This is a genomic window from Bacteroides sp. (assembly GCF_028690125.1).
Taxonomy (GTDB): domain Bacteria; phylum Bacteroidota; class Bacteroidia; order Bacteroidales; family Bacteroidaceae; genus Bacteroides.
The window spans coordinates 161,412-187,441 of sequence record NZ_JAQVBV010000003.1 but is presented as its reverse complement, the minus strand read 5'-3'; the positions used below and the strand labels follow the sequence as shown (position 1 = coordinate 187,441).

Sequence of the window (26,030 nt, the reverse complement as noted above, 5' to 3'; positions counted from 1 at the left end):
ATGAAACGATCTCTTTATATAACAGGAGGGCTTACTCTAGCTATTTTAATGCCATTTGGCCTCCACGCCCAGACTCAACCTAAAGATACTACCATGAACCGTACAGTAGTGGTAGAACAAGAATATAATCCCGATATTATGGACGCTTCCAAAGTAAACGTCCTCCCCAAAGTAGAAGAACCGACCATCACTAAAAAAGAGGTGGAATATGCTATCGGATTTTTTCCGGCAAGTTCTATTCCGACAGATTTGATGCGTCCTTATACCGGAATGGAAATCGAACCTAACAGCAAACCCGGCTACGTACGTGCCGGATATGGTAATTATGGCAATCTGGATGTACTTGCCAATTATCTGTTCAACATATCGAACAGAGATAAATTAAACCTTCGGTTTCAAATGGATGGCATGGACGGGAAACTGACCGTACCGACGCAAGAAGAGAAGTGGAAAGCATACTATTACCGTACGCGTGCCAACATGGATTATACCCACCAATTCAACAAGGTGGATCTCAACATCGGTGCAAACTTCGGACTCAGCAACTTCAACCTCGCTCCTCACGAACCGGGTAAACAGAAATTTACCGAAGGAGATTTTCATTTAGGAGTAAAATCTACGGATGAGAGTTCTCCGGTATTATTCAATGCCGAGACAAACTTCATGATGTATAACCGTCAGAATAATAACAGCCTGTTCTTCACCGAAACATTAGGAGAAACCCAAATACATACAAAGGGCTTTATTGGTGGAACCATCAGTGATGAACAGAGTATCAACATCGGATTGGATATGCGCAATATCTTCTACAACAAGGATCTTAAATTGAACGAGATACCTGTTTATGAAGACCGTACAGCATTGAACCTGAATCCTTATTATAAACTTCACAATGACAACTGGAACTTACACATAGGAGCGAATGTAGACTTATCTTTCGGCAGCGGAAAGACTCTCCGCGTCTCTCCGGATGTAGTTGCCCAATTTATCTTTTCAGAAAGCTATGTGCTTTATGCCCAGGCTACCGGAGGTAAACTGGTAAATGATTTCCGCAGACTGGAAGTTCTTTGCCCATACGCACTCCCTGTAAATGCCATTCAGGATACCTACGAGCAATTCAATGCTTCTCTAGGTTTTAAGGCAAGTCCTTATCCGGGATTGTGGTTTAACCTATACGGTGGATATCAGGACTTGAAAGACGATTTATTTCAGGTAAGTGAGGAAGTAGATAACAATGCCGGTCCCGACAGCGCACCGATGCCCTATCAGTTCTTAAACTTAGCTATGACAAATTCTCATAACTTTTATGCAGGAATGAAGGTGAGCTATGAATACAAAGACATCGTCGCTTTATCCGCATCAGGCATCTATCGCAACTGGGATGCGAAAGAAGATTATGCACTGTTGCTCAAACCTGCTTGTGAATTTAACTTCAACGCTACTTTCAAACCAATGAAAGAATTGGGCATTCAAATCGGATACGACTATATCGGTCGGGAAGAAGTAAAAGACTTCGAAAAACTCTCTGCTGTCAGCAATCTGTATGCAGGAGCAATTTACAATGCATACAAAGGGATATCCATTTATGCGCGAATCAATAATCTGTTGAACAAGAAATACCAATACTATCTTGGATACCCTACAGAAGGATTTAATTTTGTCGCAGGGGTGAGTTTCAGCTTCTAAACAAAACACATTCTTAGTAAGAAACTTAAGAGAATAAAAGCTCTAAAAACACTTTGGGACTGTCTACATTACGTAGGCAGTCCCTTTTTCTATATTTTAACTCATACTCCTATACAGGATCATTTTCAAATATTCAATTCTCAGATACTTTATAATACTTGTTAGACAGGCTTAAATCTTTTAATAGAGATATCCTTTACAATAGGTTATCATATAAAGCTACCACAGAAATCAATTCTACAAATCAATTATGACCTGATAAGTATCCTTATTCTCAAAAAATGATTGTTGCACTTCGTATTCGGGAAGCCATACATACTTCTTTTCTCCCTTGTATTCTGCTTCGAGCAGAAAAGTGAACCAACGATTATAAGGCAATTCATCCACATTCAAAGGCTTTGCCGGATTATCATACAAATTAGGAACATCGGTTATCAGGTAACCTCCTTTTTTATCCGTTTCATAAGTACGGTAAGGAGTAGCAATCAAATCATTGAATTGCGCACGCGAACCGTATAAGTTCAACTTTACTCCTTTCTTATTTTTACCCTTCACTTTTACAGAAACCTGTATGTTTTTCGGAAACATTTGTTTGAATAAACCGGAGAAATCAAGACCCGGCCGTTTCGACTTAGCCGTATGATTAATGATATTAACAGCGTACGAACTCCATGTATATGTTTTATAATGACTATTCATCACACAAGAATCCGGTTCATATTCGAGATGATTCACGGGATTCTTCTTTGCCTGTATCCTATCAGCATACAAATCTGTCACTCCGCGATAATGCCCGAACTCATGCGCCAAACCTCTGTGAAAATAATCGATGCCAAACAAATCTTCATGTTCAGTCTTACTACGACTACGACAAACAACCATACTCAGATTATCCGCACCGCCTCCGCAATACCAACCCTTTGCTCCTTCTTCATCATCAAAATCGAGTAACGAATCAATAATCAGCAACACATCGTGATTGGGGAAACCTGCACTTTTTCTATAAATATTCTCCAATTGACGGGAAGAGCAATCATAGACCACCTGAAAATCGGGAATATAACGGAAATAGTATTTGAAACGTCCCACCCCGGCTTTATTCCAGTAATCATTCATCTGATCGAAGAAAGCATTTAACTTTGTCTGATAAGCCTCTCTTCCACCCCAGTGTTCTACTGCGGCTTTGTCCACAGCTACAAATACTCTGTATTCAATCGTATCTAAAGGTTGAACAACAGACTCTTGTGTCTGAACAGTAAACTCCTGCGCATTTTTTGCACCAACCCATAATGCAAAAATCACCATGCATACATATGTAATCAGTCTTTTCATCACCTTATATTATAAGATTGTTCATATTGGAATTAAATTATTTGTCAGTGTTATTATCTACCTGAAAATGAGACAAACTTCACCCCACAAAGATAGGTGGTTAGTCAATACTCTAAAACGAATTACGTAAAAAGGACAATAATATCATAAAAGCTACTCCATCTTTTTATCATTCCGACCTGTTTCTAGCCTGAATTTGTATCATTTTATTCTTCCACCCATTCATCGTATATTATTATTCAAAAACTTAATCTTTGCTCTATGAATGCCAACTTTAATCACCTCATTCCGGATAATCCGAACAGATAAGTTGTTTCCAACATAGTATTATCTTCAGCTTCATTATTTCAATCGTTCATAATAAGGTAAACGCGACAAAGGTACATCTATCTCCAAAGTTTTAGCTCCCTTTATTATTTTACCTTCATCATCTTTCCACAATCCTTTAGGTAATCGCACTGAGCGTTTTGTCCCACTTGTTAGCATGGGCGCCACCATATATTTATCGCCCAGCATAAACTGGTCTTTACAATCTATAAAGCCTTGTTCCGGAAAATCATACTCCAAACTACGCAAGATAGGAACATTAGTTAAAGCCGTTTGTCTAGCGCATTCCAGAATATAAGGTCCCATTTCCTCATGCAATTTAGCATACTTAGCACAAATAGCGATATTCTCAGTATTCAAAATGCGCCATGGAGCAACAGAAAATTGCATCATTGGCATCATAGCATGAACCTGGCATGAACGTACAATGAGTTCCTGATCAAATTTATCCGGATCAATATTGAGAAAGCTACCAAATTGTCCTCCCCCTATCATATCCGGACAAGTATAAGCAAAACCTAACAGGCCAGCCGCAATCATATCGGGAATGAGTGAGGATATTGCCCCCCACGAATATTCCTTATCCCCTAAACGTTGAATAATCGATTTCCCTCCCGTCTTCCAGGTAGTACGTAATTCATTAAAGGGGAATTCGGCTCCAAATTCAGCCCATCGCTGAGAGAAAATATGTGCGTTTGCTTTTTCATCCCAAAAAGAGTAATCACCATTCATATTAGCAATGTCTCCGGCATCGAACTTAAAACCATCTACACCATAACGTTCCATTGTTTGTTTCAATACATTCTTGAAATGATTGACAGCCTCAGGGTTTGTCATGTCATAACAAGCGCTAAATCCGTTCCACCAATTTATAATAGCAGGATTCCCTTTCTTATCTTTCAACAAATATCCTTTTTTTCTCAACTCTCTGAATTCAGGCGAATCGGGTGAGACAAACGGAGAGATCCAAAGCATAATTTTAAAACCCAATTGATGTAGTTCATCAGTCATGGCTTTAGGATTCGCGAACTTTTCTTCTTTAAAATCAAAGTTACCATAATAACGTTGCCAGTTATCATCCACCATCAAGATTCCTGTGGGAAAACCATGTTCTAAAGCTTTGTGCGCATAATTCAAAATATCATTCTGGTTTTGATTATACATCAATTCAATCCATGTATTATACTGAGGTTTACTGAAAAACAATTCTTCCGGAATATTTTTCTCATAAGGAAAGTGTTGAGCAACCGCCGCCTGATAAGCATCGCGTAAATTCCTGCCACCTTGCTTGGCAACAATTTCTTCTGTTTTTGACCAAAGCCTCACACCCTGATCATTTATCTGAAACTTAAAAGGATCTTCACTCCAGATGAATCGTCCTTTAGATGATAACAAAAAAGGAACGATCTGATTATTCCAGTTTTCTTTATTCAAGTCATAGATTCGCTCATCAGCCACAAAAGGCATACGATTTCCGGCTGCAACCAAGCCTCCCCACCATTTTTCACCAGGGAGATTGCTCACTGTACTTTCTATATCTTGTGCTATCAATGTATAAAATGGGATAAATAAAACAGCAACAAAAAGTAAAACACGATTTTTCATTTTTGTAATTTGTATAAAAGGTTACTATAATTTCTATCGCTTCAAATTTACACTTTTCAAAACAATAAAGAAAATTCTATAGATTATAAAAACATACTCTTTGCAGGATTTCACAAGCAGATTTTATACAAAACACCTTTTAAGACGCACAGTAGTGCATCTTTTCATTATTTATGTCTCTATTTTTATACAAATTCCGTTCATTATTTCCTATTTGGCTACCACAAATACACGAAATAAAGAGAGTATATCCAAAATGAAACGGGGCAGATAGGCGGACTATTTGCCGGTATGCTCTTTGCGCCAAGAGACAGGCGACTGTTGCTCCTGCTGGGTGAATAGTCGGGTAAGATGAGACCCGGATGAGAACCCCATCCTTTCGGCTACCAACAATATGGGAAGATCAGGCTCCTCGAGTAGCAGTTTTTTGGTATCTTCTATGCGTAAACGTGCAATCCATTGGTAGAATGAGCAAGAGTAATTTGAATTGATATAATCTGACAGATAGGAACGATTAGAGCCCATCTTCCTGGCTAATTCTGTCAGATTTATTTTGGGCTGTAAGTATCCCTTGTTTTCAATCCACACTTGCAAATGTTCTTTCAGTAGCTGAAGTTTTAGCGATTTCTCCGTTTCGCTCTCCGTAGACAAATTCTCATCGGTTGTCACGGGCAATTCATTGACAATCGCATCTTCCACCTCTTCGTAGTACACCAGATAATCAATGAAGCAGCAAAAGATATAAAAGAAAAAGGGAATGCTGGCAATGAGATAGATGGTAATCATCCATTTGGGGGCAAACGCCATGGTGGAACACAATAAACCCATGATGATAGCCAGAAATACGCTTTTGCTCATCCACTGTATAAAGATATCCACATTATCGGAATGGTAGTTCTTTATTTTCTTTACAACATTATAGTACGTGCGAAAGAAAATCAAGGAGATGTGCGCTACATATATAAATAGCCATAAAGCAGCAAGCATCAGCACCCAAAACGAGACGGTATATGACATAAAGACAATGCTGCCCCACACCATAACAGCTACCACCGCGCAAACGGACAAATCAATGACCACACGTTTCCGGCTCAGGTACTTTCTGTCCAGTAGTGAAATAAAGGAGAATCCCAGCAACACACTCGCCAAATAAAAGAAAGTGATATTGAGAGCCGATGCTGCCTGTGGAAATTCATCTCTTACACTGAATTTCCATTGCAGAAAGAACTGCACACAGTAAACAAGAAACGCAAATCCCATTATCTTTCTTGATTTACGGTATACGTCAATAACTGTTTTATCAGGCACTTTTCCAAACAGGAGATAATTCCCGGTTACCAACAAAAGCACCCATACAATGACCTGTATTTGGCTATAATATTCTTCTATCATTCTGCTTTCTAATCAAGTAGGACAAAGGTAGTATATTTTTATCTGAGCGCAAAAAACAATTGAATAAATACATAAAATTGACGTATTTGTCCTCCAATATTTTACGTATTTGTCCTTTACACTTAAAAGCATGGATGTAATTTCGCACCATTAAAATACACACAAATATCCGTAGCTCGGATCTAAAAAAACAAAAAAAAATAAAAATCAACTCAATGGTGAACAATCTTCAAGCCACAAATCACCTGGCTCTTTAGCCATTCTTTTCCACATAGACGCTTGCGTATCCAATAGTCAATAGTAACTAAAAAAGAAAAAAAATAGATTTTAGCGATATGAAAGAAAAGAAGTATAATATTAATTACGCTTACGCACTCCTTGCGCTGCTACTCCTTACGGGAATGAGTGGACGGGCGGTGGCACAAGAATTCAAAAAAACTTCGCCGTGGTACGTTGGACTTCGGGGTGGTGTGCCTTTTGGCATCAGTACATTCAGCTCTTTCGGAGCGGATAAAACCCATGTGGGGATTGATGCGGGAGTGTATGGCGGCTACCGTTTCAACCCTGTGCTATCAATAGAAGCATCGGCTTTATGGGGTAAGGTAGGACTAAGTGATCAAGATTGCTGCATCGACAAGGGATATTGGCTGGGGGTAGATGGCGTTCGTTACAATACATCCGTTGCGGGGATGAACGGATATGCCTATGCCGATATTAAGAGCAGTGTATTTATGCAACACTACGGATTGCATCTCAATGTCAACCTTTTGGGACTTTTCGCTTCAACACGCCAGAGCCGGTGGTCGGTCAGTCTATCACCGGCACTCTATGCCATAGGTACGAAAGCCACCTTGAAAAGTATCTCCGACAATGCCGAAATCGGCAAAGGAAGCAATAATTGGCACCTCGGATTGGGTGGCGACTTGATGGCGGAGTACCGCGTCACCCGACACCTATCAGTGGGCATCTATTCCGGTTTGACCTATCTGACCGGAAAGCAGATGGACGGCGTGCCGGAATATCTTCACAAAGACAATATGTTGTGGCAAAGTGGCATTCGTATCGGCTGGCAATTTGGTAAAGGAAGTAAGAGCGGGAAGAAAACAGCCACCAAACAGCAGCAGAGCGTGCAGCAATCTGTCCCACAAGAGCCTCAAAAGGTAAAGTCGCCTATCATAAAAGAGGTAACGCCTGCCGTTAAACCAGATGTTCAATCTGATTGTGCAGAGCCGCAAACAGAAAACAGAGCAGAGGTTAATGCTGTACAAACGAAGACGATAAATAGCGTAATCACTTTCCCGGCCATATACTTTGACTTTAATTCGTTGGAAATAAGCAATGAGCAGTTGCCGAAAGTAAAACAGATAGCCGAGATTCTTATATCCAATCCACAGATAAAGGTTGAGCTAAAGGGCTGGTGCGATACGAGTGGCAGTCACAAAGCAAATGCAAAAATATCGCTGCAAAGGGCTGTTGAGCTACGTTATCAACTTATTAAACACGGAGTAGCAGGTAATAGAATAACGGTCAAAGGTATGGGTTCGGACACAACTCTGAGCGACCCCGCCAAGGCACGCAGAGTGGAAACAACGAATAAATAATAGTGAAGATGAAAAAGATACTTTATATACTATCGATAATATGTCTGCTCACAGGATTGAATAGTTGCCACAAAGATGTCCACGATGGCGAACGAGGCATTGCCATTGCACTGACCAATCCGAACAGAGATGCCGCAACCGACCTGCGTGTGTGGATCTATGACAATGCGGGGAATCAGATAGACGAATACCGATACGGTACTTATGCCGAAATCGCAAATAGCCTATTGGACTTTCCAACAGGAGATTATACAGTGGTTGTAGCGACCAATATCATAGAGCCATTCCGAGTGGAGAAGCTCAACACGGGAGCTACCGATCTTGAAAACCTCTTTGTCAAGCTCACCAACGCTTCGGCATCGCCTGCTCATGCGCATTACGGAACGCAGAAGATAACGGTAAAGCCCACAGGTATTACCCATGTGGCAATCACACTCAACAGGGTGCTTGCCGAGATGAATCTTACATTTAATAATGTTCCCGACGAGGTGCTTCACGTCACGGCTGTGGTGACCAACTGTGCCGACGGTTTCTACCCGGGGCTTGGTAAACTCTCTTCCAACACGGCGACAGCTACCATTGGCGAAAAAATATCTCCCCAAAAGGGTGTTCTGACCTTTCCTATGGTGAAGTTGATGCCTATTATTGCACCTACTATCCGTAGCGGTGAGGCAAAGACATTGATTGCACTAACCTTCCATTATTCCAACGGAGGCATGATTACCTTCAATATTGAGGCGCCTGTTTTGCAAAACGGGGGTACCTATAATCCCGTTGTGGAGTATTCCATTCTTCGTTCGGGCATCACAATCGAGCTAAACGACATCAACGGTTGGGTGGAATTACCCCCTATCGGCGGCGAAATATTAAATCCAATTAATTAACAGATAAGAAAAAACGATGAGAAAAAATCTGATTTTAGCGATTTCCGCAATCGCGATGGCAGCTTCAATCACAAGTTGCACCAACAATGACACCCCTTCGGAGGTATCGGAGTATATCACGATCGATGCCGGAGTTGGCTCGCTGATCCGTGCTACGTCAACGGCTTTCGAGGCGGACGACGCAGTAAGTATCTATGCATGGACAGGCAGCACCACTGCCGTACAGACACCGCTTGTGGTAAATAACTCCGTGAACACTTACGACGGAACCAAGTGGACAGCCGTACCGCAAATGCTGTGGAAAGACCAAATCACGGCCCACTATTTTATCGGTGTCTATCCTATGAAGGAGATCAGCGATTTCACGGCCGATAGCTATGCCACTACTCCCGACCTGTTGGTTGCTACGGTATTAGGCAGTGGACGTGTGGCAACAGATGGCATAGTGCCTATGGTGTTCGACCACGTGATGGCAAAACTGATGGTGAATCTCACCTTCCGTACAGAGTTTGGCGCTACTACTCCAACTGTTGAGAGCGTGACGGTGAACGCACAACCCGAAGCAGTGGTAAACTACCTCACCAAAGTGGCTACCGCAGACGGCACGGCAACAGAAGTAGCGATGACGGCTACTACCGCCAACACGGCATACTCTCAGATTGTCTCTCCGCAGAGTATCCATAAAATCACCATCAACATCGGCGGCAAGGCATATGTCTATAATAATACAGCAGGTTTTGCTTTGGCCGGGGGAAAAATTCAGACGGTGAACCTGATTGTAGGTCGCGACGAAATCACCTTGGGCAGCGTAACGATCAACGACTGGGGAACCGGCGAAACCATCGACGACGGTGAAGCAATGAACTAATTGATAACTAAATAGTAAAAACAATATGAAAACAGGATTTTTGGCATTAGCAGCCGTGGCAACCATAGCGTTGGCAAGTTGCTCGAAAAGTGAAGATGTGGCAGTGAATGTACTGCCCGAAGATGGCGTGATACGTGTGACGGCCGGGGTGAACAACCTCGCTACTCGAGCCGGGGTGGATGATGCGACCCTCAACCAATTCGGTCTGTATATCATTAACTCCAACGAAGGCGCGCCGGCGGACTATACCTACGAGAATATATATATGAAGAAAACCCCCGAGAGTGGTAAATGGACACCTTCCGAAATAAGCACCGGCCTCCCCCTCTCCACGCCTCTGCTGTGGAACAGAGCCAGCGAGAAGGTGACCGTTACGGCCTATTCTCCCTACTTAGAGAACATTACGAGTATGTCAGCAAATAATTATGTTGCGAAAGACCAGACTGCCGCGGAGGCTAGCACCAGTTCCGACTTGCTTTGGGCAAAGAGTGAGGTTACCCCTTCAAACCCTAATCCAACCAACGACATCTACTACAACACCTCTGATCGATCACTCACCGTTCAGATGAGCCACAAGCTGAGTAAGCTGCGGGTAAACATCAAGTACGGAAACGAGCTTACTCAAGGCGGAGTGACTCCCACGTTGGGCAATGTGGTATTGTCGGATACGCGATGCAACTACACTTTCGACCTGAATGAAGGCGTGGTAACGTTAGATCCGAACAACACCAACCCCGAGGACATCACGATGCACCACGAGACGACCGACGACAGCAACTTCGCTGCCATCTGCGAGGCAATCCTTGTTCCGCAGGATGCTAAGTTCAGCGTTAGAATCACCGTAAACGGCGTGGTATATGAATACACCTACCCATCAAACTACACATTCGAGAGCGGCAAGCTATATCGCTTAGACCTCACCGTTGGTAAAGATATGGTAACTCCGAGCGGAATAACCTCTTCGGAATGGGGCGAGGGTAATGGTACAGGAGTAGGAGTAGAAACAGAATAATAGGACAAAATAATGAAAAGATACATATATATAATAGGTGCAATGGCAACGCTTGCCTTCACCGCGTGTCAGAATGAGAACTTAGACATAGATTTCAACACCGACCCCTCGGCAGTTCGCGTCAATGCCACCGTGGGCGAGGGTATCAATATTACCCGTAGCAACCCAGCGGGCGATGCAACGACACAGAAAGTGTTCAACGCAGGCGACAAAATCAGTGTGTCGGCAGACGAGCAGTCAGCAGTGATCTATACCTTCACAAACGGAACGTGGAACCCGGAGGCAAATAAATACCTCAAGTGGAACACTCCGTCGATGACCTTTACCGCCTACTACCCCGCAACAGCAGGAACCGATGCGCAGAGCTTCACCCTGCCCACCGACCAGAGCGACCTTGCGAAGATTGCTGCAGCGGACTATATGACCTTCTCCGGCGACAAAGCCAAGACCGAAGCCAACACCGTTGATATAGCTATGCAGCGCAAGACGGCACGCGTCATCGTTCACATTGCAGGTTTCAACGACCAGTACGCCACGGGCTACTCGGTGAGTGCCGCCAGCGTATCGGGCAACACCAGCGGATACAACACCGGAGGGACGACAACAGGTCCAGTCACCGTATCGGCTTGTAAAGCTACCGACACCGACTTCTACGCCCTGCTCACCCCAACCACTGCTGACGGGGGAGCCACATTCATCACCCTGACCGTAACCGACGGCACAACCCCCACCCCACTTACCGTGAAAGGCATCCCCGCCCTCGAAGCCGGCAAGAGCTATACCTACAACGTCACCGTGGGCAAAAACCGCATCACCATCGGCAGCGTAACGGTGAAGGATTGGGGCTCGGAAGTGGTAATTCCCGAAGGCGAAGCGATTGAGTTGCCTTTCCAAGATCCCAAATTTGTGGAAGTATTGATTAATAATCATTCTGTCCCACACACAGGCAACAAGATCGACTTCAAAAATGCCGAAACACTGGTCGCTCTCAAAAAAATCACCAACCTTAATGTAGGTAGCAAAGGTATCACCTCGCTCAAAGGCATTGAGTATATGACCGGGCTGACCAAATTGGACTGCGACAGAAATCAACTCACCGCCCTCGATCTGAGCAAGAATACAGCGCTGACCATATTGTACTGCAGCAACAATCAACTCACCGCCCTTGATGTGAAGGCCAATACTGCACTGACGGATTTGGTTTGCACCGTCAATCAACTCACTGCCCTCGATGTGAAGGCCAATACAGAGCTGACCATCTTGAATTGCGAAGGCAATCAACTCACTGCACTCAATGTGACTATGAATACCAAGCTCAAATCTCTGCAATGCGGACTCAACTCCCTCACTGCCATTGATGTGAGCAAAAATACGGCGCTAACCGTCTTAAACTGCAGGAGTAGCTCCATCGACGTGATCGATGTGAGCAAAAATACGGCGCTGACCGTCTTAGACTGCTCTGGCAATCAGCTCACCACGCTCGATGTGCAGGTGAATACAGCGCTGACCGACTTGCTTTGTTACCAGAATCAACTCACCGCCCTCGATGTGAGTGCCAATACAGCACTGGAAACCATGTGGTGTGGCGCACAAAAAGAAGAACTTCAACTTACCTTGACCTTGACAGCCGCTCAATTGGAGATGTGGGAAAAAGATAAAGATCAGTCAAGCAACTCTTCAGTTGAACTCAATGTAGTAAATTAGTAGCCACACGAATAAAAACCTCCCAAGCCGGACGGGAGGATAAGGTGTCCGAAAGAGGTATTCAAGCAACGAATCAGCCCCGCAAAACGTACGTTTTGCGGGGCTTTTTATCGACCCAAAAGATTGTAATAATATAAATAGGTATGGATCGCAGAATACTGGTAGCGGCAGTGCCGCATAAGCCTGATTATGCCAAGTGGGAGGCTAAATCGCATCGAAACCGATTTATCAACTTTATCAAAACAACATCATTTCTTACAAACAATGGCTAGTACCTTCATCAATTACCATTTATCTCCTTTCTTTACAATCATTATCTTTTAAAAACAACTGGCTAATCATACGAAATATTGTTCAGCACTTTGATGCCTTCACTTTGTGTACCTTCTATAAACAGATTCTTAAACGATTCTACCGATACGGATGTAGTAGGTTTAAAATTCGGAGAATTCATATACTCCAGCAAACTTGCATAAAACTGCGATCCCTCCGGAGTATTACGTACAGCTTCCGGATCGGCCATACAGACTAACAGTTTACCACCTTCTACTTTCAATTCAAACACCAATCCAAGACGATGGTTACGCTCCACATTATCAATCACCTGCACAAGTGGGCGATACTCCTTAGGCATACGGTCTAAGATCAGCGGATAACTGTTTTTTATTATTGAGTACCATTGCCAGTTCGTGTGATATTCTGTCGGGAAATCAGCAAAAACAGGATGACCGGGATCGGTGAGGATACCCAAAGTACCGGGAGAAGCCGGTTTCTTAATACGGTCACAAATACTCTTGAACATCCGGTAATTCCAATAATCGGTTTGAAAAAGCCCTCCTACCGTCACATCGTTGCATTCTTCCTTATAAGGCATCAACAAGACTTTTCCTCCTTGCTTCAACGTTTCCAGCAAACTGTCTGTTAGCTGACGGGCAACCATCACTTCACCCGGATTCAGTTTTTTTCTGACGGGATATATCCATAACGGATAACTATTTTGATAAGCAGTGCCGGAAATTTTTAAAGACAATTCTGCTTTACACGCCTTTTCAACATTCGGCAATGTCAAATGAATTGCACCTGCATTTAATAAACCTTCCCCCGCAGGAATGATCATTTTCCCTTTCCGGAGAGTTTTTTTATCATTTTTCAATTCCCATACCACACTCTGTCCCTTCAATGAACTTCCTCCGTAATTAGCAATCTTGATATCACCTGTGAAAGCCTCCTGCCCTGTCCAACAGAACTTCGGCGTAACCAATAAAGGAACGACTTCACTACAGAATTCTCTCCATTTTCGAGGTTCAATCAGTCCTTTGCTATCCATAAACGCATCCAGAATACCGACATAAGCGGAACCTTGTCCCGGATAATCCTGCAAGTCGAGCAACTGAAAGCCTGCCATCCGTCCGCTACGTAAATTCATCTCTATATCTGCCCGGTAAAGCTCCACAGACCATGCACCGGATGCCTTCAAGAAATCTTCCGCCTGATTGGACATACCCGCTTCTTCCAGACGTTTCCGAAATATCTCAAAATTCCAGGGAGCCAATACGCCTGTATATTTTTCCATTTCCTTATAGTTCGGATAAATTTGATATTGTCCCGTTTCATGACCAATTACCGGAACCTGAGATTTTTTCAGAGCCTCATCGAAGTTCATCACCAAATTGGGATACGTATGATTCAGGTATCCTCCTTCTTCCGCATCGGCAAAAGAGAAAGAAGCACGCGCATGGGTAGAATAACCTTCACCACTACCCACACGGCAAGTCACCAGAAAATCTTCTCCCGGTATATGTCCTCTCGAACCTAAAAAGATGTTCGAACCATACGTATACAAATGTCTCGGTTCCACCGCCCGGAAGCTGTTTACAAAGCGTTTCATTATATCAATATCTCCACCCAACTCATTTCCCAAAGCAAAAAGAACGAAAGAAGGATGATTGCTATAGGTACGCATTATATTTTCACCATCTTTCATCAAGAAATCCATCAGTTCGACAGATTCTTTGTTGAAGCCACCCCATATAGGAAGTTCCGGCTGCAAATAGACACCTTCCAGATCCGCAGCTTCAAAACAAGCGGCAGGAGGACACCAGGAATGAAAACGGCAATGGTTCAACCCATACTCTTTGCAAATTCTAAAATAACGTCGCCACTGTTCCAGATCCATTGCCGTATAACCCGTCAAAGGAAATACGCAAGCATCGTGTTTTCCTCTGAGGAAAGTTTTAACACCGTTAATAGTAAAGTGGGTCCCTTCCGACCGGAAAATACGCAATCCGAAAGAAACAGATTTTTCATCTATGCCATTTATTTCCGTTCTGAGTTGATACAGAGCCGGTTGAAGATCACTCCACATCAAAGCCTTTTCACCTAACTGATAATCAAATTCATATTCGCGGCAACCTTCTTTTAGTTCATATTCAACTGCTTTCACACGATGGTTTTTAGTAGTATTGAATGCAGAAGCAGAAAGCTGAAGTTTTTTTCCATGGATACCGTCGGCTTTGGACAGAGTGACTTTCACTTTAACAGAGTGATGCGCCGGTTGTGGGAAAGTCTGAACAGATTCTATAAACAACGGGTTCATGGCTTGCAGTTCCATCCGTCCGATCATACCATTCCAATTAGTCTGGGTTGATTCCGTACAGGCATGAGAGCTTGAACGAATCTGCCCGGGAATACTCTTTCCATTATCTACACGGATGGTTAGTTTATGCAAACCGGGAGACAAATAGTGCGAAAGATCGTACTCTTGCGGAGTAGACAAATAATTGTTTTTCCCTACTTCCCGGTCATCAATCCATACGGTAGTCGGCCGGGTACGTTCCAGAAAAAGCACCATATGCTTTCCTTCCCAATCAGCAGGAATTTCTACATTCCTGCTATACCATGCCGCACCTTCATATTTATAATACCTCGACAAAAAAGTAGTTTCCGACTTGTTGGTATTTTCCTTTCCCTTTCGGTTCGTATCGGTTGTACCCGGCAACACTACATTCTCGGACAAATTGACATTCCATAATTTCTCTTGCTCTCCTTTTTCCTGAGGGTCCAACGCAAAGTTCCAAGTACCACTCAAATCGATAATACAACGTTTGCTCGTCGATTGTCCCCACGACGAACATAAAAATGTCAATAACAATAAAAGAATTGCGCCTCTCCGATGATGTGTTATTCCATGCATAATATACGATTTTAGTATGATTAGTTTTATCCATCGCAAAGATAAAGCGGAAAACAAACCACCTAGACGAATCCCATAAAAAAAAACAATAAAATAGTAAAATACAACGTTTATAGTAACAAATAGGTTGTTTTTTTTGATCGCTAACCTTTAATATATACGACCGAACGCCCTACCCCATATTTTTTCAAAATTCCTTGCTCAATAAAAGCATTGATATCCTGCAATGCCTGTTTCTTTGTTTTCCCCACGAGCATTGCATAATCTCGTCTATTAATACACGGATGTTCCTCCAGAAACTTATTCAACCGCAGCAGACACCGCCCCTCGTCCAACGGATTTTTCACCCGCAGCGGCGAATGAAAACGTTGCAACTCAATCCTGTTCTCTATATCTTTTTTAAACTGGCGATTAATCCGTATATTAATGTCTTTAAGAGATATAGACGGAGAACGAATCTCTTTTGGATTTAATACCTTTTTATCCACACTCAGCGAAAGAGAAACATAACCGATCTCGCCCAATTCCACTGAAAATCCATTAAGCAGCAAATCTTTCAGCTCATTTGCCACAGCATCCAACACTCCCACCAATTGTGCGTGGGCCACATGTTGGCACATAACTACCTGTTTCATAAACTCCTCTGCCGTGTAGCTGCCTTTCAAAACAACGCGTGCGTGTAAAGGTTGTTTTTCCCCACTCTTAGCAAGATCCGGGGTTTCGTAAAGATCATAATATACGCTCATTGCCTATAATTTTTTCAGTAGGAAAGATTAATTAATTCCCTACCATCTATTAATTAATTTGTGTACAATCCAGTTTTCGTTCCACTTAAGTAGATCGATCGTTCTAATAAACTGGTTCTTTCGTTCCACTTAAGTAGAACGAAAACTGAAGTACTAATGAAACAAATATACGCAGAATAAATACATATTAATCTATGCTTACCAATTTTTTATTGGGAATACTCATACAAATCAGTAATTGAACTCAATGATGTAAATGGTATGACTTACAAAGGAAATTTTTTATGGATAAGCACGAACAAAGGTATTATCGGTCCCCATATCAAAGTAAACACCAATTAGGCAAATTAAGGTAGCCTAAAGTAAACTAAGACGACTAAAACATCACTAAGACGAATTAGTGCAAATTAAGGCAAGCTAAGACGTGCTAAGACGAATTATGCAACTACCCCTCCTTTGAATGTGATACTTTTGATGTGTGGAAAGAAAACAAAAACGTCGGCAATTGCTACCGATACCACGCAAGCTTTTTACAGAGCTGATATTTAATATTAGTTAAAAACGCTTTGCCTTTTGACTTTCCTTCTTCCTCATTAGTACTGTTAGTAGGAAAGCTTTCAAAGATAAGGTTCAATTATAGCTTTTGAGCCATAAAAAGAGTGTTTTTACAACGAATTTGTGACTTCCAGTTGATAGTCATGAATTGGGTAAAACAAAAAGATGGATGGACAATTTTTAAAAATAGTTTTGCTGATAAAAGAATATTTCGCTCCGCCATGGAGGAGACGGGAAACGCAGAGTAAATAACGATAGTAAAGGACCGGAAAGGAGGTGTAGAGATTATGGCTATAAAGAAATCAGTATGGGATATTATCCTCAAAGCGATTATCGCGGTGGCTTCGGCGGTGCTGGGAGCACTGGGCGGCAATGCTATGAATTTATAAGGTTGGTATACATACCCTATAGATGAATCCTGCAAACGGATTCGATATGCAAACAATATGCAATCCCCTTCATGAGCAAGGGCCCTGTTCGGTCAGGGGGATTGTTTTCGGGCGCTTACACAAAAAGCGGTATTTAGCAAGATTTTGAATTGAATGGGGAAGCAGGTACACTGTTTACCGGTTTGCCTGATGCCTTATTCAAAATAAGAATTATTAAAAAAACAATTTAGTATGAGTATTTTATATTTAAAAAGCCATCATAGGATGGCCGGCAGATTACTTGGGGCTCTTTTGTTGTGCATGACTTCGTCTTTATCAGTAGGGAGTCAAGAAATTACTACGGTAAAACTGGAAAAGCCTCAGCTATTTCCGGTTTCACCACAAGCAGCTATCATGGATAGATTCCAATCATATCCGATGAATTATTGTACGGGGGTTCCTGAGATTAGTATCCCGCTATATGAGATTGTGGCCGGGGACGTCACTATCCCGGTAACTTTGTCTTATCATGCTTCGGGACTTAAGCCGCAGGAGGGTAGCGGACTGGTCGGCACAAATTGGTCACTCAGTCTCGAACCATCTGTCAGTAGAGAGGTTCGTGGGGCTGACGACGGTGGCATGTATGGCTGGTTGTACGAGGGTAGTTATCATCGCGGCATTCCTGGGGGAGCTACCAGAATGGAACAGATTCAATTCATGGAGGATGTGGTAAACGGGGTGCGGGACAGCCAGCCCGACAAGTTTACTTACAGACTTCCTCATGGGGGCGGAAGCGGATATATGCTTTATCCGAGCAGCCCGATGGTCACTTGCCCGCGAACGAATGACGTGGTACGGTGGGAGAAAAACGAAAAAATGACTATCACCGATGATAAAGGGTATTATTATGAGTTCAACGGGGCAGTTGAGAAGATATTTGTTTCCCAGACAGTGAATCGCTGGCTATGTACCAGTATTCGTTCGCCGCACAGGGTCACGCCTTCGGTTACGTTTAGCTACGAGACAATGACTCACATATTGTCGGGAGTAAATAAAGGGGATATGGGTAACGAAGAAGTAATATTGAGCAAGCCTGAGTCGGGAGATGTCTATTATCTGACATGCCATACGCCGAATTCAGACAAACATCTTGAAGTAATACCCGATTATGTAACCAAGCCGGACGCTTCTTTTTATGATTATAAAACGACGCTTAGAGATACTTATGGAGGGAAAGTGGGTCTGGAGTTTACCTCGTCTTCCAGTATGAGTCAAGAGATGAATGTTTCGCGCCTGACGGATATTCATTTCATGGGAAATACGATGAACGTGAGCTATACAGCGGTTGGTGGTCCAAATCACTATTCGGAGGTATATGACAGGCTGGAGGTGACGGACGAGAAAGGAAAGTTGGTAAGAAGTATCCGTTTCTACCTTAGTGCTTTTAACGCTAATACTTCGCTGACTAAGCTGGATTCGGTGAGTATCACCGCACCGGGGGTGGAGAAACGCGTGTATAAGTTTAATTATAACGGGGGACCTTCCGTTCCTTCCGTAAATACGAAGGAGGTGGATCATTGGGGGTTCTGTAACGGACCGGAGAATAAATATGCTCATTCAGCGATTCCAAATTTCCGTAAGGTGTTGCTATTGAATAAATATGGTAAGAATGAGCGTCTCCTATTGGACTATAAAGGAACAAACCGTGAGGCCAATCCGCTCTGGGCTAATTCGGGGATGTTGATTCAAATTACCGATCCGCAAGGGCTGGAAACTCATTTTGAGTATGAGGGGAATTACGCGGCTTTCGCTTGCGATACTTCGGACCCACGGGAGGAGGGACAAAAATATCTTCGTCCGGTAGGAGGGTTACGAGTGAAAACCATTCGTACATACGAGCCTAAGGTTCAGAAAACTATTTTCAAAAGGTACACGTATGGTCTGGAGCGCTCTATCGGCAACGGAGTGACTTGGGGCGGAGGCGCTATTCCGCATATTGTTACGGAGAGAGATTATCAGACGAATATGTTGCAGGTGCAGAAATCGGGATATCAGAGGGCACTAACAATTTTCCATACGATGCCCGTATCTCAGATTACGTTTCATAACGGCAGCGCAGTGTTGTACAGTAATGTCAGGGAGAAGATAGAAGGGGCTGGTACTAAGCAGGAAACTGTTTATATATATCATGTGCCTTTTCATAAGCATACCGGTATCCTCACATGGGACGTCGATGATTTGGACTATAGAAAGAAGGAAAGCAGAGTGAATGATTTTCTTCTCACTCATTCGTTCAGTGAGTTGCAGGGGCTTGTCTGCCCTCTTCCCAATAATCAGGGAAAGCATTCGGATGAGTATAGCGACATATCCGACCCGCATTGGTTAGCGGGTAAGTTGGCAAGGGTAGAGCGTTACCGGGGATCGAACTTTATATTGTCAACGACTCAGTATGAATATGAACGCGCAGACGTGGGATCTGTAGTGAGTATCGATATCCCAGCAAGACATATATCGGCGAGTACGGAAATTTGCCTGAATAATCCGGGGGAATATTCATGGAGTAGTATGTTCTCGACCGGGAGGTTTTATCCACCCCAGGACGGGGGAATGGCGCAGTCCACTTTTTATCTGCATATCGGTTCATATACTTTCCTTAAGGGGGAGCGTACCGATGAATATCGTTCGATGAGTAGCATCATGGGAGATGAGTACAAGACTCAGAAGGCTTACGAGCATATACTCTCTTATAATCAAGGCTCTTCGCTGGAGCCCCGCCGGGTGACGACGACTCGTAGCGACGGCAGCACAGTGATTGACGAGTATGATTATCTGGATGGGACGTTTCCGGGGATTCTGTCGAAGCACCGCCATACGGAAGGGGGCAACTGGAAGGAGAGCCGGATTGTCTTTAAACCGGGAACGAGTCTGCCGGATAAGGTGGTATCGGCAACGGATCAGAAACCGGAGCTCAGGGATGAGGTAGTGTATATGGAGTATGATAATTATAATAATGTTGCTGAGGTTCGAGGCAAGGACGGGACGCCTACGACCTATCTCTGGGGATATCAAGGCCGATTTCCAGTGGCGATGATTGAGAACACGACGCGGGACCAGGTGTTGGCAGCAATGGGACCTGTCACGGCGATGAAAGACTCGCTGAAGAAATGGTCCGAGGCTTCCACCCCTCCTGAAGGGATGAGGATAGCGATAGAAAAGGTAAAGACTTTGCCGAATGCCAACGTGTACAGTTGCGAGTACGAGCCACTCAAAGGAGTAGTAGCCGTCACAGACCCGAACAATGTCACCACCCGCCACGAGTATGACGGCTGGAACAGATTAACGGGAAGTTATTATCTGGACGCTAGCGCGAATAAGGTATTGCTGCAAAGATTCTTGTATCACTTTGGGGAGAAGTAAACAGTAAACAAATAGCGACGATAAAGGCGGAAGATCGTTTGGCGGATAGCAGGACACGTATCTTTTTAAAGGGCAAGACGGCTCCGGCTTTTAATAGGCGCGATGATTTAAATCATGAATTAAAAAAGTCGTAAAAATGAGAACAATAATAATAAATAGACAGACAATAGGCACTTTGTTGTCATGCCTCCTGCTTTTGATGGGTTCGGTGGATGTTTCCGGGCAATCCCGCGACACACTGTATATGCACACTTCAGCAGGGCAGCCACACATGATTAAGGTGATTCCGAGGACCAGAACAACGGAACTTTCGGAATTGAACAAGGAAGAAATGAGACGGGAGATTCAGTATTATGACCGCTTCGGTAATCCGACTCTCAATATTCTGCACGGGTTAGCACCTGACGGAAGTGATTTGGTGAAGTTACAGGAGTATGATCCTCTGAATAGAGAGTTTGTAAGTTGGTTACCTTTCAAGACGAACACTTCCGGAGGTGGATATATCCAACCTTACCAGATTGGTAATCTGGCTCGTGCAGCGACCTATTACGGCAATGACTCTTCACCCTACAGTTACCCCGTTTATGAAAACTCGCCTATGAACAGGATTGAGAAACAGTTCGGACCGGGAGCGGCGTGGGCGGAGCATCCGGTAAGTACACTGATGCTGACCAATCAGAATAAGAAGGATTTGCCAACGTTTAAGACGTTTTATCCCAAGTTGAGTGTGCGTACCTATGCGCTGTCGGGAGATAATCTGGTGTATCAGCAGAATTACGCTACGGGCACGATGGATTGCACGCAAACTACCAATGAGGATGGACAAGTAAGCTTGGAGTTCAAAGATCGTGTAGGGCGAGTGTTGTTATCCCGAATATTGGAGGGGGAGACGATGCACGATACGTATTATGTCTATGACAATTACGGGAATGTAAGGATGGTGTTGCCCCCGGCAGCGTCTGATATACTGACGGCTACTACTCTTCCGGCTTCCTGGGCGGAAACCGTCGAGGCGATACAGAAGTATGGGTATATATACAAGTATGACGGGAGAAACCGGTGTATTTATAAGAAACTGCCGGGATGTGATCCTGTTTATACGGTGTATGACGCGGCGGACAGACCGATTTTTGTGCAGGATGGGGAGCAGCGTGTGAAAGGGGAATGGTCGTTCAGTATTCCGGATGTCTTTAACCGGATTGTACTAACGGGTACGTGCAAGAATGTCATGACTTATACTACGGATCCCTTGAGTAATGTGGTGGTGAAGGCTACTAAATTGGGTGGTACGAATCAGACGAATGTGTTGAAGGGGTATGAGTTGCCGATGGTTTCATTGGTATCTCCTACGGTGTTGAGTGTGAATTACTATGATCAGTATGGGTTTATCGGATACAATGATATTCCGAATACGGCGGTGACGGCGTATGAGACGGTAGCCGGTTACGGCACAAAGCGGACATTTGGAAACAAAGGGTTACTCACAGGAACACTGACTGCGAGGATGAACAGCAGCGGAGTGATATCGGGGTATCTATACTTGGTGATGTATTACGACGAGCGGGGGCGGTTGATTCAGCAGAAGGGGAATAATGCGTTGGTGGGAACGGAACAGGTGTTTACTCTGTATGACTTTACGGGGAATCCGATGAAGGTGAAGAAGGTGCATACGGCATCTGGGAAGGAGACGCAGACGGAAGTTTATACCTACACTTACGATAATGCCGAACGGTTACTCACTACCACTTACCAGTTGAACGGTGCAACTGCTGTAACCTTAGTAAGCAACACATATGATGAGGTAGGTCGTTTGAAATCGGACAGCCGTAATGGAAATGCGAAACTGAAAACGGAGTATGCATATAATGTGCGTTCGTGGACGAAGGGTATAACGGGACCGTTGTTTAGTCAGACGTTGAATTATCAGGAGGTGATTGCGGGGAATACGCCTTGTTATGGGGGGAATATCAGCAGTATGTCGTGGAAGGTGGGGACGGAAACCAGTGAAAGAGGTTATCGTTTCACGTATGACGGACTGTCAAGATTGAAGGATGCTGCTTATGGGGAAGGCACTACGCTTGCAACGAATCCGAATCGTTTCAATGAGCAGATCACGAGCTATGATAAGATGGGAAATATCCTGGGATTGAAGCGTTACGGACAGACTGCCGCAAGTAGCTATGGACTGATTGACAACTTGACCATGACTTACAATGGCAATCAATTACAAGCTGTGCAGGATGCCGTTACAAGTTCTGTTTATGGCAATGGCACGGAGTTTAAGAACGGGGCTAACCAGACGATTGAGTATACGTATGATAAAAATGGGAATCTGATTAAAGATTTAAACAAGAATATTAGTAATATTCGATATAATCTTTTAAATTTGCCTAATCAGGTGAGCTTTACGGGTGGGAATAGTGTTGAGTATGAGTATGCAGCGAATGGTACGAAGTTGCGTACAGTACACAAAACGGGTGCTACCACTTTGACTACAGATTACTGTGGGAATGCGGTCTATGAGAATGGGGTGTTGAAGATGTTGCTTAATGAGACGGGGTATGTGAGTTGCCCGGATAAGAAGGTTCATTTCTATTTGAGGGATCATCAGGGGAATACCCGGGTGGTGGCTGATAAGGATGGAAATTTGGAAGAGACGAATACGTATTATCCGTTCGGGGGTACGTTTACGTCTACGGCTAGTGTTCAGCCTTATAAGTATAATGGGAAGGAGCTGGATCAAAAGAATGGGCTGAATTGGCTTGATTATGGGGCGAGGCATTATGATGCGGCGATAGGAAAATGGTATGTCGCGGATCCGATGGCGGAGAAGTATTATTCAATTAGTCCATATGTTTATTGTGCAAATAACCCGATAAAGTTTATTGATCCAGATGGGAAAGAATGGAAAACCAAAGAAGATGAAGAATATGCTAAATCACTATCTCATGCAATGACAGATCGTATAAGTTCAGAGCAAAACAGTCTTGATAAACTAAATTCTAAAATAGCTAAAAAACAAAAAATGGGGAAGGATATCTCTAAAGATGAAACAAAGGCTGCAAGAATACAAAATAACATTGATAATCTTGAAACAGGAATTACTGAATTAACTACTATGGGAGAAATAAAAAATCAAATATTTACTTACAATAAAATTGATGGAGATGTTGGAGGTACTGGTATTAAAGATGGAATTATTGTAATGGATATTGCAGGTAACGGAGCCGAATCAAATGGAATACACGAATCATCACATGGATATGATTTATGGAAAAATGGAAGGTATACAAAAAGCTCAATAATTCCTGGAGAGGTGAAAGCTTATAGTCGTCAATTTTCATTTGATAAATCAAGTATGCCTATTTCTGATTTTGGAAGAGCGAATTCTTTGAGTGATATTAACCCTCGTTGGGTGTTAGGACTAAATAGTGGTGGAGATTATTTGTATATAAAATATGTATATCCAAATAAGAACCCGAAAGATATATTGAGAATTATAAAATAATAATATCTATGAAATATGTGTATATCGGACTTGTGTGTTTAAGTATATTGTTGAATGGCTGTATTTCCCTACCCCCCTTCATAAATGGGAAATATAGTGGGAAAAATCCGCATACTCTTGTTTTTTTCGAGGATTCTACTTTCAAATATGAATATCACGCTATGTGGTACAGTGAATCATCTGGAAGTTGGCGAAAAAAAGGAAATTTAATATATCTAACAAGTTTTGAACAGAGAGATAAAATACCTATCGAATATGTGAAAACAAAAAATAACCAAAGAAAATCTATTGTTAAAATAAAAATCAATATTTTGGAAAAGCCAGAGACAGACTATATTTGTTTTACATATATAAATGGGAAACCCTTATTGGATGAACGATCTCTACTTGAACCTCATGTGCAGGGCTCATATTCCTTTGATACTAAAGTCCCTGTGGATAGTCTTTATTTTTTAGTAGCTAAAAGACCTTTTGTATTACGAGGAACAGGGTATGCTATGTGTTATGATGATATTAGGACAGAAACAATACATCCTCATTTGTCAATTGGAGAAACTCTTGATGTAACAGTTAATATTATCGATTCTTTGTTTGGCTATAAAGTTTTTAAAGATAAAAAAATAGAATTGAAGAACAGAAAAATTATTTTCCGAGATAAAGGGCGAAAAAACAAATTGTATTTGAAGCAATAATTTAGTATAGTAACGGTATTACCCTGATATAGGTTGTCTCATGAAGATAGTTTACATCAGGGTATTATTTTGTGTATGAGGGCTTATCCTCATTTGAAGAATATTGTTTTAATGAAAGTGCTAGTCTTAAGACTAAAAAATATTCGGTGATGGATTAAAGTTAAAAAAAACTCTAAATAGACGGTAGAATATACTTATGATAAAAACAACAATCTGATTAAAGATTTAAACAAGAATATTAGTAATATTCGATATAATCTTTTAAATTTGCCTAATCAGGTGAGCTTTACGGGTGGGAATAGTGTTGAGTATGAGTATGCAGCGAATGGTACGAAGTTGCGTACAGTACACAAAACGGGTGCTACCACTTTGACTACAGATCACTGTGGGAATGCGGTCTATAAGAATGGGGTGTTGAAGATGTTGCTTAATGAGGCGGGGTATGTTAGTTTCCCGGATAAGAAGGTTCATTTCTATTTGAGGGATCATCAGGGGAATACCCGGGTGGTGGCTGATAAGGATGGAAACGTTGAGGAGACGAATGCTTATTATCCTTTTGGTGGTACTTTTACTTCTACGGGTAGTGTTCAGCCTTATAAGTATAATGGGAAGGAGTTGGATCAAAAGAATGGGCTGAATTGGTATGATTATGGGGCGAGGCATTATGATGCGGCGATAGGTAGGTGGCATGTGGTGGATCCGATGGCGGAGAAGTATTATTCAATTAGTCCATATGTTTATTGTGCAAATAACCCGATAAAGTTTATTGACCCAACTGGTATGGAGATAGAGAAGCGAAGTTTAAAAGAATGGGAAAAACTAAAAAGACAAGTTGAAAGTCAAAGAAATAAACTTCAATCCAGCGTTGATAAGTTAACTGCAAAAGCCGAAGCGAAAGGCTGGAATGCTGAAAAATTGGCAAGCAAAATCGGAGATAAAACGGAAAGGATAGCCAGTCTAAATTCAAGTATTGGCACTATGGGAACTTTGGAAGGTAGCGCGCAAGTTTATAGGTTATCACATGCAGTTTATGGAAAGGATGGCGGACTAAAATTAAACGCAGGTACGAATGTAATTGATATAAAGTTTAGCGGTACGGATAATTTTGTACACGAAATGACCCACGCAGGACAGTTCGAA

At 42.8% G+C, this 26,030-nt stretch carries 16 protein-coding genes and 1 pseudogene; 12 read left to right on the top strand and 5 right to left on the bottom strand.

What is annotated here, in order from left to right:
* The gene (locus tag PHO71_RS03540; protein WP_300198991.1) at positions 1–1,686 is read left to right on the top strand and encodes a TonB-dependent receptor; all 1,686 of its coding nucleotides are present in this window, start codon (positions 1–3) and stop codon (positions 1,684–1,686) included.
* 237 nt (positions 1,687–1,923) lie between these two features.
* Here the strand turns inward: PHO71_RS03540 and PHO71_RS03535 are convergent, their stop codons facing one another.
* The 3 genes from PHO71_RS03535 to PHO71_RS03525 form a co-directional block, all read right to left on the bottom strand.
* Positions 1,924–3,018 (bottom strand): hypothetical protein, encoded by a 1,095-nt coding sequence (locus PHO71_RS03535; protein WP_300198989.1) that lies wholly within the window; start codon positions 3,016–3,018, stop codon positions 1,924–1,926.
* 342 nt (positions 3,019–3,360) lie between these two features.
* Positions 3,361–4,950 carry a glycoside hydrolase family 31 protein gene (locus tag PHO71_RS03530; RefSeq protein WP_300198986.1) on the bottom strand — a complete coding sequence of 530 codons (1,590 nt, stop codon included), beginning with the start codon at positions 4,948–4,950 and terminating at the stop codon, positions 3,361–3,363.
* Positions 4,951–5,229: 279 nt separating this feature from the next.
* Complete coding sequence (locus tag PHO71_RS03525) at positions 5,230–6,342, bottom strand: helix-turn-helix domain-containing protein (protein WP_300198983.1); 1,113 nt, start codon at positions 6,340–6,342, stop codon at positions 5,230–5,232.
* A gap of 335 nt (positions 6,343–6,677) precedes the next feature.
* On the opposite strand from PHO71_RS03525, the gene PHO71_RS03520 reads away from it, so the two are divergent.
* From PHO71_RS03520 to PHO71_RS03495, 6 genes are all read left to right on the top strand, one after another.
* Complete coding sequence (locus PHO71_RS03520) at positions 6,678–7,943, top strand: OmpA family protein (RefSeq protein ID WP_300198981.1); 1,266 nt, start codon at positions 6,678–6,680, stop codon at positions 7,941–7,943.
* An 8-nt stretch (positions 7,944–7,951) separates the two neighbouring features.
* Complete coding sequence (locus tag PHO71_RS03515; protein WP_300198979.1) at positions 7,952–8,827, top strand: FimB/Mfa2 family fimbrial subunit; 876 nt, start codon at positions 7,952–7,954, stop codon at positions 8,825–8,827.
* Between the two features lie 16 nt (positions 8,828–8,843).
* Entirely contained in the window at positions 8,844–9,695 is an 852-nt protein-coding gene (locus PHO71_RS03510) for a fimbrillin family protein (RefSeq protein ID WP_300198976.1), read from the top strand.
* A gap of 25 nt (positions 9,696–9,720) precedes the next feature.
* Entirely contained in the window at positions 9,721–10,707 is a 987-nt protein-coding gene (locus tag PHO71_RS03505; protein WP_300198973.1) for a fimbrillin family protein, read from the top strand.
* A 42-nt stretch (positions 10,708–10,749) separates the two neighbouring features.
* The gene (locus PHO71_RS03500; RefSeq protein ID WP_300198970.1) at positions 10,750–12,411 is read left to right on the top strand and encodes a fimbrillin family protein; all 1,662 of its coding nucleotides are present in this window, start codon (positions 10,750–10,752) and stop codon (positions 12,409–12,411) included.
* A gap of 143 nt (positions 12,412–12,554) precedes the next feature.
* Positions 12,555–12,683, top strand: a complete 129-nt coding sequence (locus tag PHO71_RS03495) for a hypothetical protein (RefSeq protein ID WP_300198968.1) — start codon at positions 12,555–12,557, stop codon at positions 12,681–12,683.
* Positions 12,684–12,745: 62 nt separating this feature from the next.
* Here the strand turns inward: PHO71_RS03495 and PHO71_RS03490 are convergent, their stop codons facing one another.
* Both PHO71_RS03490 and PHO71_RS03485 read right to left on the bottom strand, forming a co-directional pair.
* Complete coding sequence (locus PHO71_RS03490) at positions 12,746–15,604, bottom strand: sugar-binding domain-containing protein (RefSeq protein ID WP_300198965.1); 2,859 nt, start codon at positions 15,602–15,604, stop codon at positions 12,746–12,748.
* 143 nt (positions 15,605–15,747) lie between these two features.
* Positions 15,748–16,350 (bottom strand): DNA-binding protein, encoded by a 603-nt coding sequence (locus PHO71_RS03485; protein WP_300198962.1) that lies wholly within the window; start codon positions 16,348–16,350, stop codon positions 15,748–15,750.
* Positions 16,351–17,198: 848 nt separating this feature from the next.
* Between PHO71_RS03485 and PHO71_RS03480 the strand changes: the two genes are divergently transcribed.
* The 5 genes and pseudogenes from PHO71_RS03480 to PHO71_RS03460 form a co-directional block, all read left to right on the top strand.
* Positions 17,199–17,294 (top strand): smalltalk protein, encoded by a 96-nt coding sequence (locus PHO71_RS03480; protein ID WP_300199141.1) that lies wholly within the window; start codon positions 17,199–17,201, stop codon positions 17,292–17,294.
* A gap of 231 nt (positions 17,295–17,525) precedes the next feature.
* Positions 17,526–20,690 carry a hypothetical protein gene (locus PHO71_RS03475; RefSeq protein ID WP_300198959.1) on the top strand — a complete coding sequence of 1,055 codons (3,165 nt, stop codon included), beginning with the start codon at positions 17,526–17,528 and terminating at the stop codon, positions 20,688–20,690.
* Between the two features lie 136 nt (positions 20,691–20,826).
* The gene (locus PHO71_RS03470; protein WP_300198956.1) at positions 20,827–24,198 is read left to right on the top strand and encodes an RHS repeat domain-containing protein; all 3,372 of its coding nucleotides are present in this window, start codon (positions 20,827–20,829) and stop codon (positions 24,196–24,198) included.
* Between the two features lie 161 nt (positions 24,199–24,359).
* Complete coding sequence (locus PHO71_RS03465) at positions 24,360–24,890, top strand: hypothetical protein (RefSeq protein ID WP_300198953.1); 531 nt, start codon at positions 24,360–24,362, stop codon at positions 24,888–24,890.
* A gap of 186 nt (positions 24,891–25,076) precedes the next feature.
* Positions 25,077–25,661, top strand: a pseudogene (locus PHO71_RS03460) (RHS repeat domain-containing protein); the annotation flags it as partial.
* Positions 25,662–26,030: the final 369 nt, after the last annotated feature.

Coding starts and splice junctions, on each gene's coding strand:
- PHO71_RS03540 (WP_300198991.1), top strand. CDS start 1: ATGAAACGATCTCTTTATATAACAGGAGGGCTTACTCTAGCTATTTTA.
- PHO71_RS03505 (WP_300198973.1), top strand. CDS start 9,721: ATGAAAACAGGATTTTTGGCATTAGCAGCCGTGGCAACCATAGCGTTG.
- PHO71_RS03485 (WP_300198962.1), bottom strand. CDS start 16,350: ATGAGCGTATATTATGATCTTTACGAAACCCCGGATCTTGCTAAGAGT.
- PHO71_RS03495 (WP_300198968.1), top strand. CDS start 12,555: ATGGATCGCAGAATACTGGTAGCGGCAGTGCCGCATAAGCCTGATTAT.
- PHO71_RS03490 (WP_300198965.1), bottom strand. CDS start 15,604: ATGCATGGAATAACACATCATCGGAGAGGCGCAATTCTTTTATTGTTA.
- PHO71_RS03525 (WP_300198983.1), bottom strand. CDS start 6,342: ATGATAGAAGAATATTATAGCCAAATACAGGTCATTGTATGGGTGCTT.
- PHO71_RS03520 (WP_300198981.1), top strand. CDS start 6,678: ATGAAAGAAAAGAAGTATAATATTAATTACGCTTACGCACTCCTTGCG.
- PHO71_RS03535 (WP_300198989.1), bottom strand. CDS start 3,018: ATGAAAAGACTGATTACATATGTATGCATGGTGATTTTTGCATTATGG.
- PHO71_RS03470 (WP_300198956.1), top strand. CDS start 20,827: ATGAGAACAATAATAATAAATAGACAGACAATAGGCACTTTGTTGTCA.
- PHO71_RS03510 (WP_300198976.1), top strand. CDS start 8,844: ATGAGAAAAAATCTGATTTTAGCGATTTCCGCAATCGCGATGGCAGCT.
- PHO71_RS03515 (WP_300198979.1), top strand. CDS start 7,952: ATGAAAAAGATACTTTATATACTATCGATAATATGTCTGCTCACAGGA.
- PHO71_RS03500 (WP_300198970.1), top strand. CDS start 10,750: ATGGCAACGCTTGCCTTCACCGCGTGTCAGAATGAGAACTTAGACATA.
- PHO71_RS03530 (WP_300198986.1), bottom strand. CDS start 4,950: ATGAAAAATCGTGTTTTACTTTTTGTTGCTGTTTTATTTATCCCATTT.
- PHO71_RS03465 (WP_300198953.1), top strand. CDS start 24,360: ATGTGGTACAGTGAATCATCTGGAAGTTGGCGAAAAAAAGGAAATTTA.
- PHO71_RS03475 (WP_300198959.1), top strand. CDS start 17,526: ATGAGTATTTTATATTTAAAAAGCCATCATAGGATGGCCGGCAGATTA.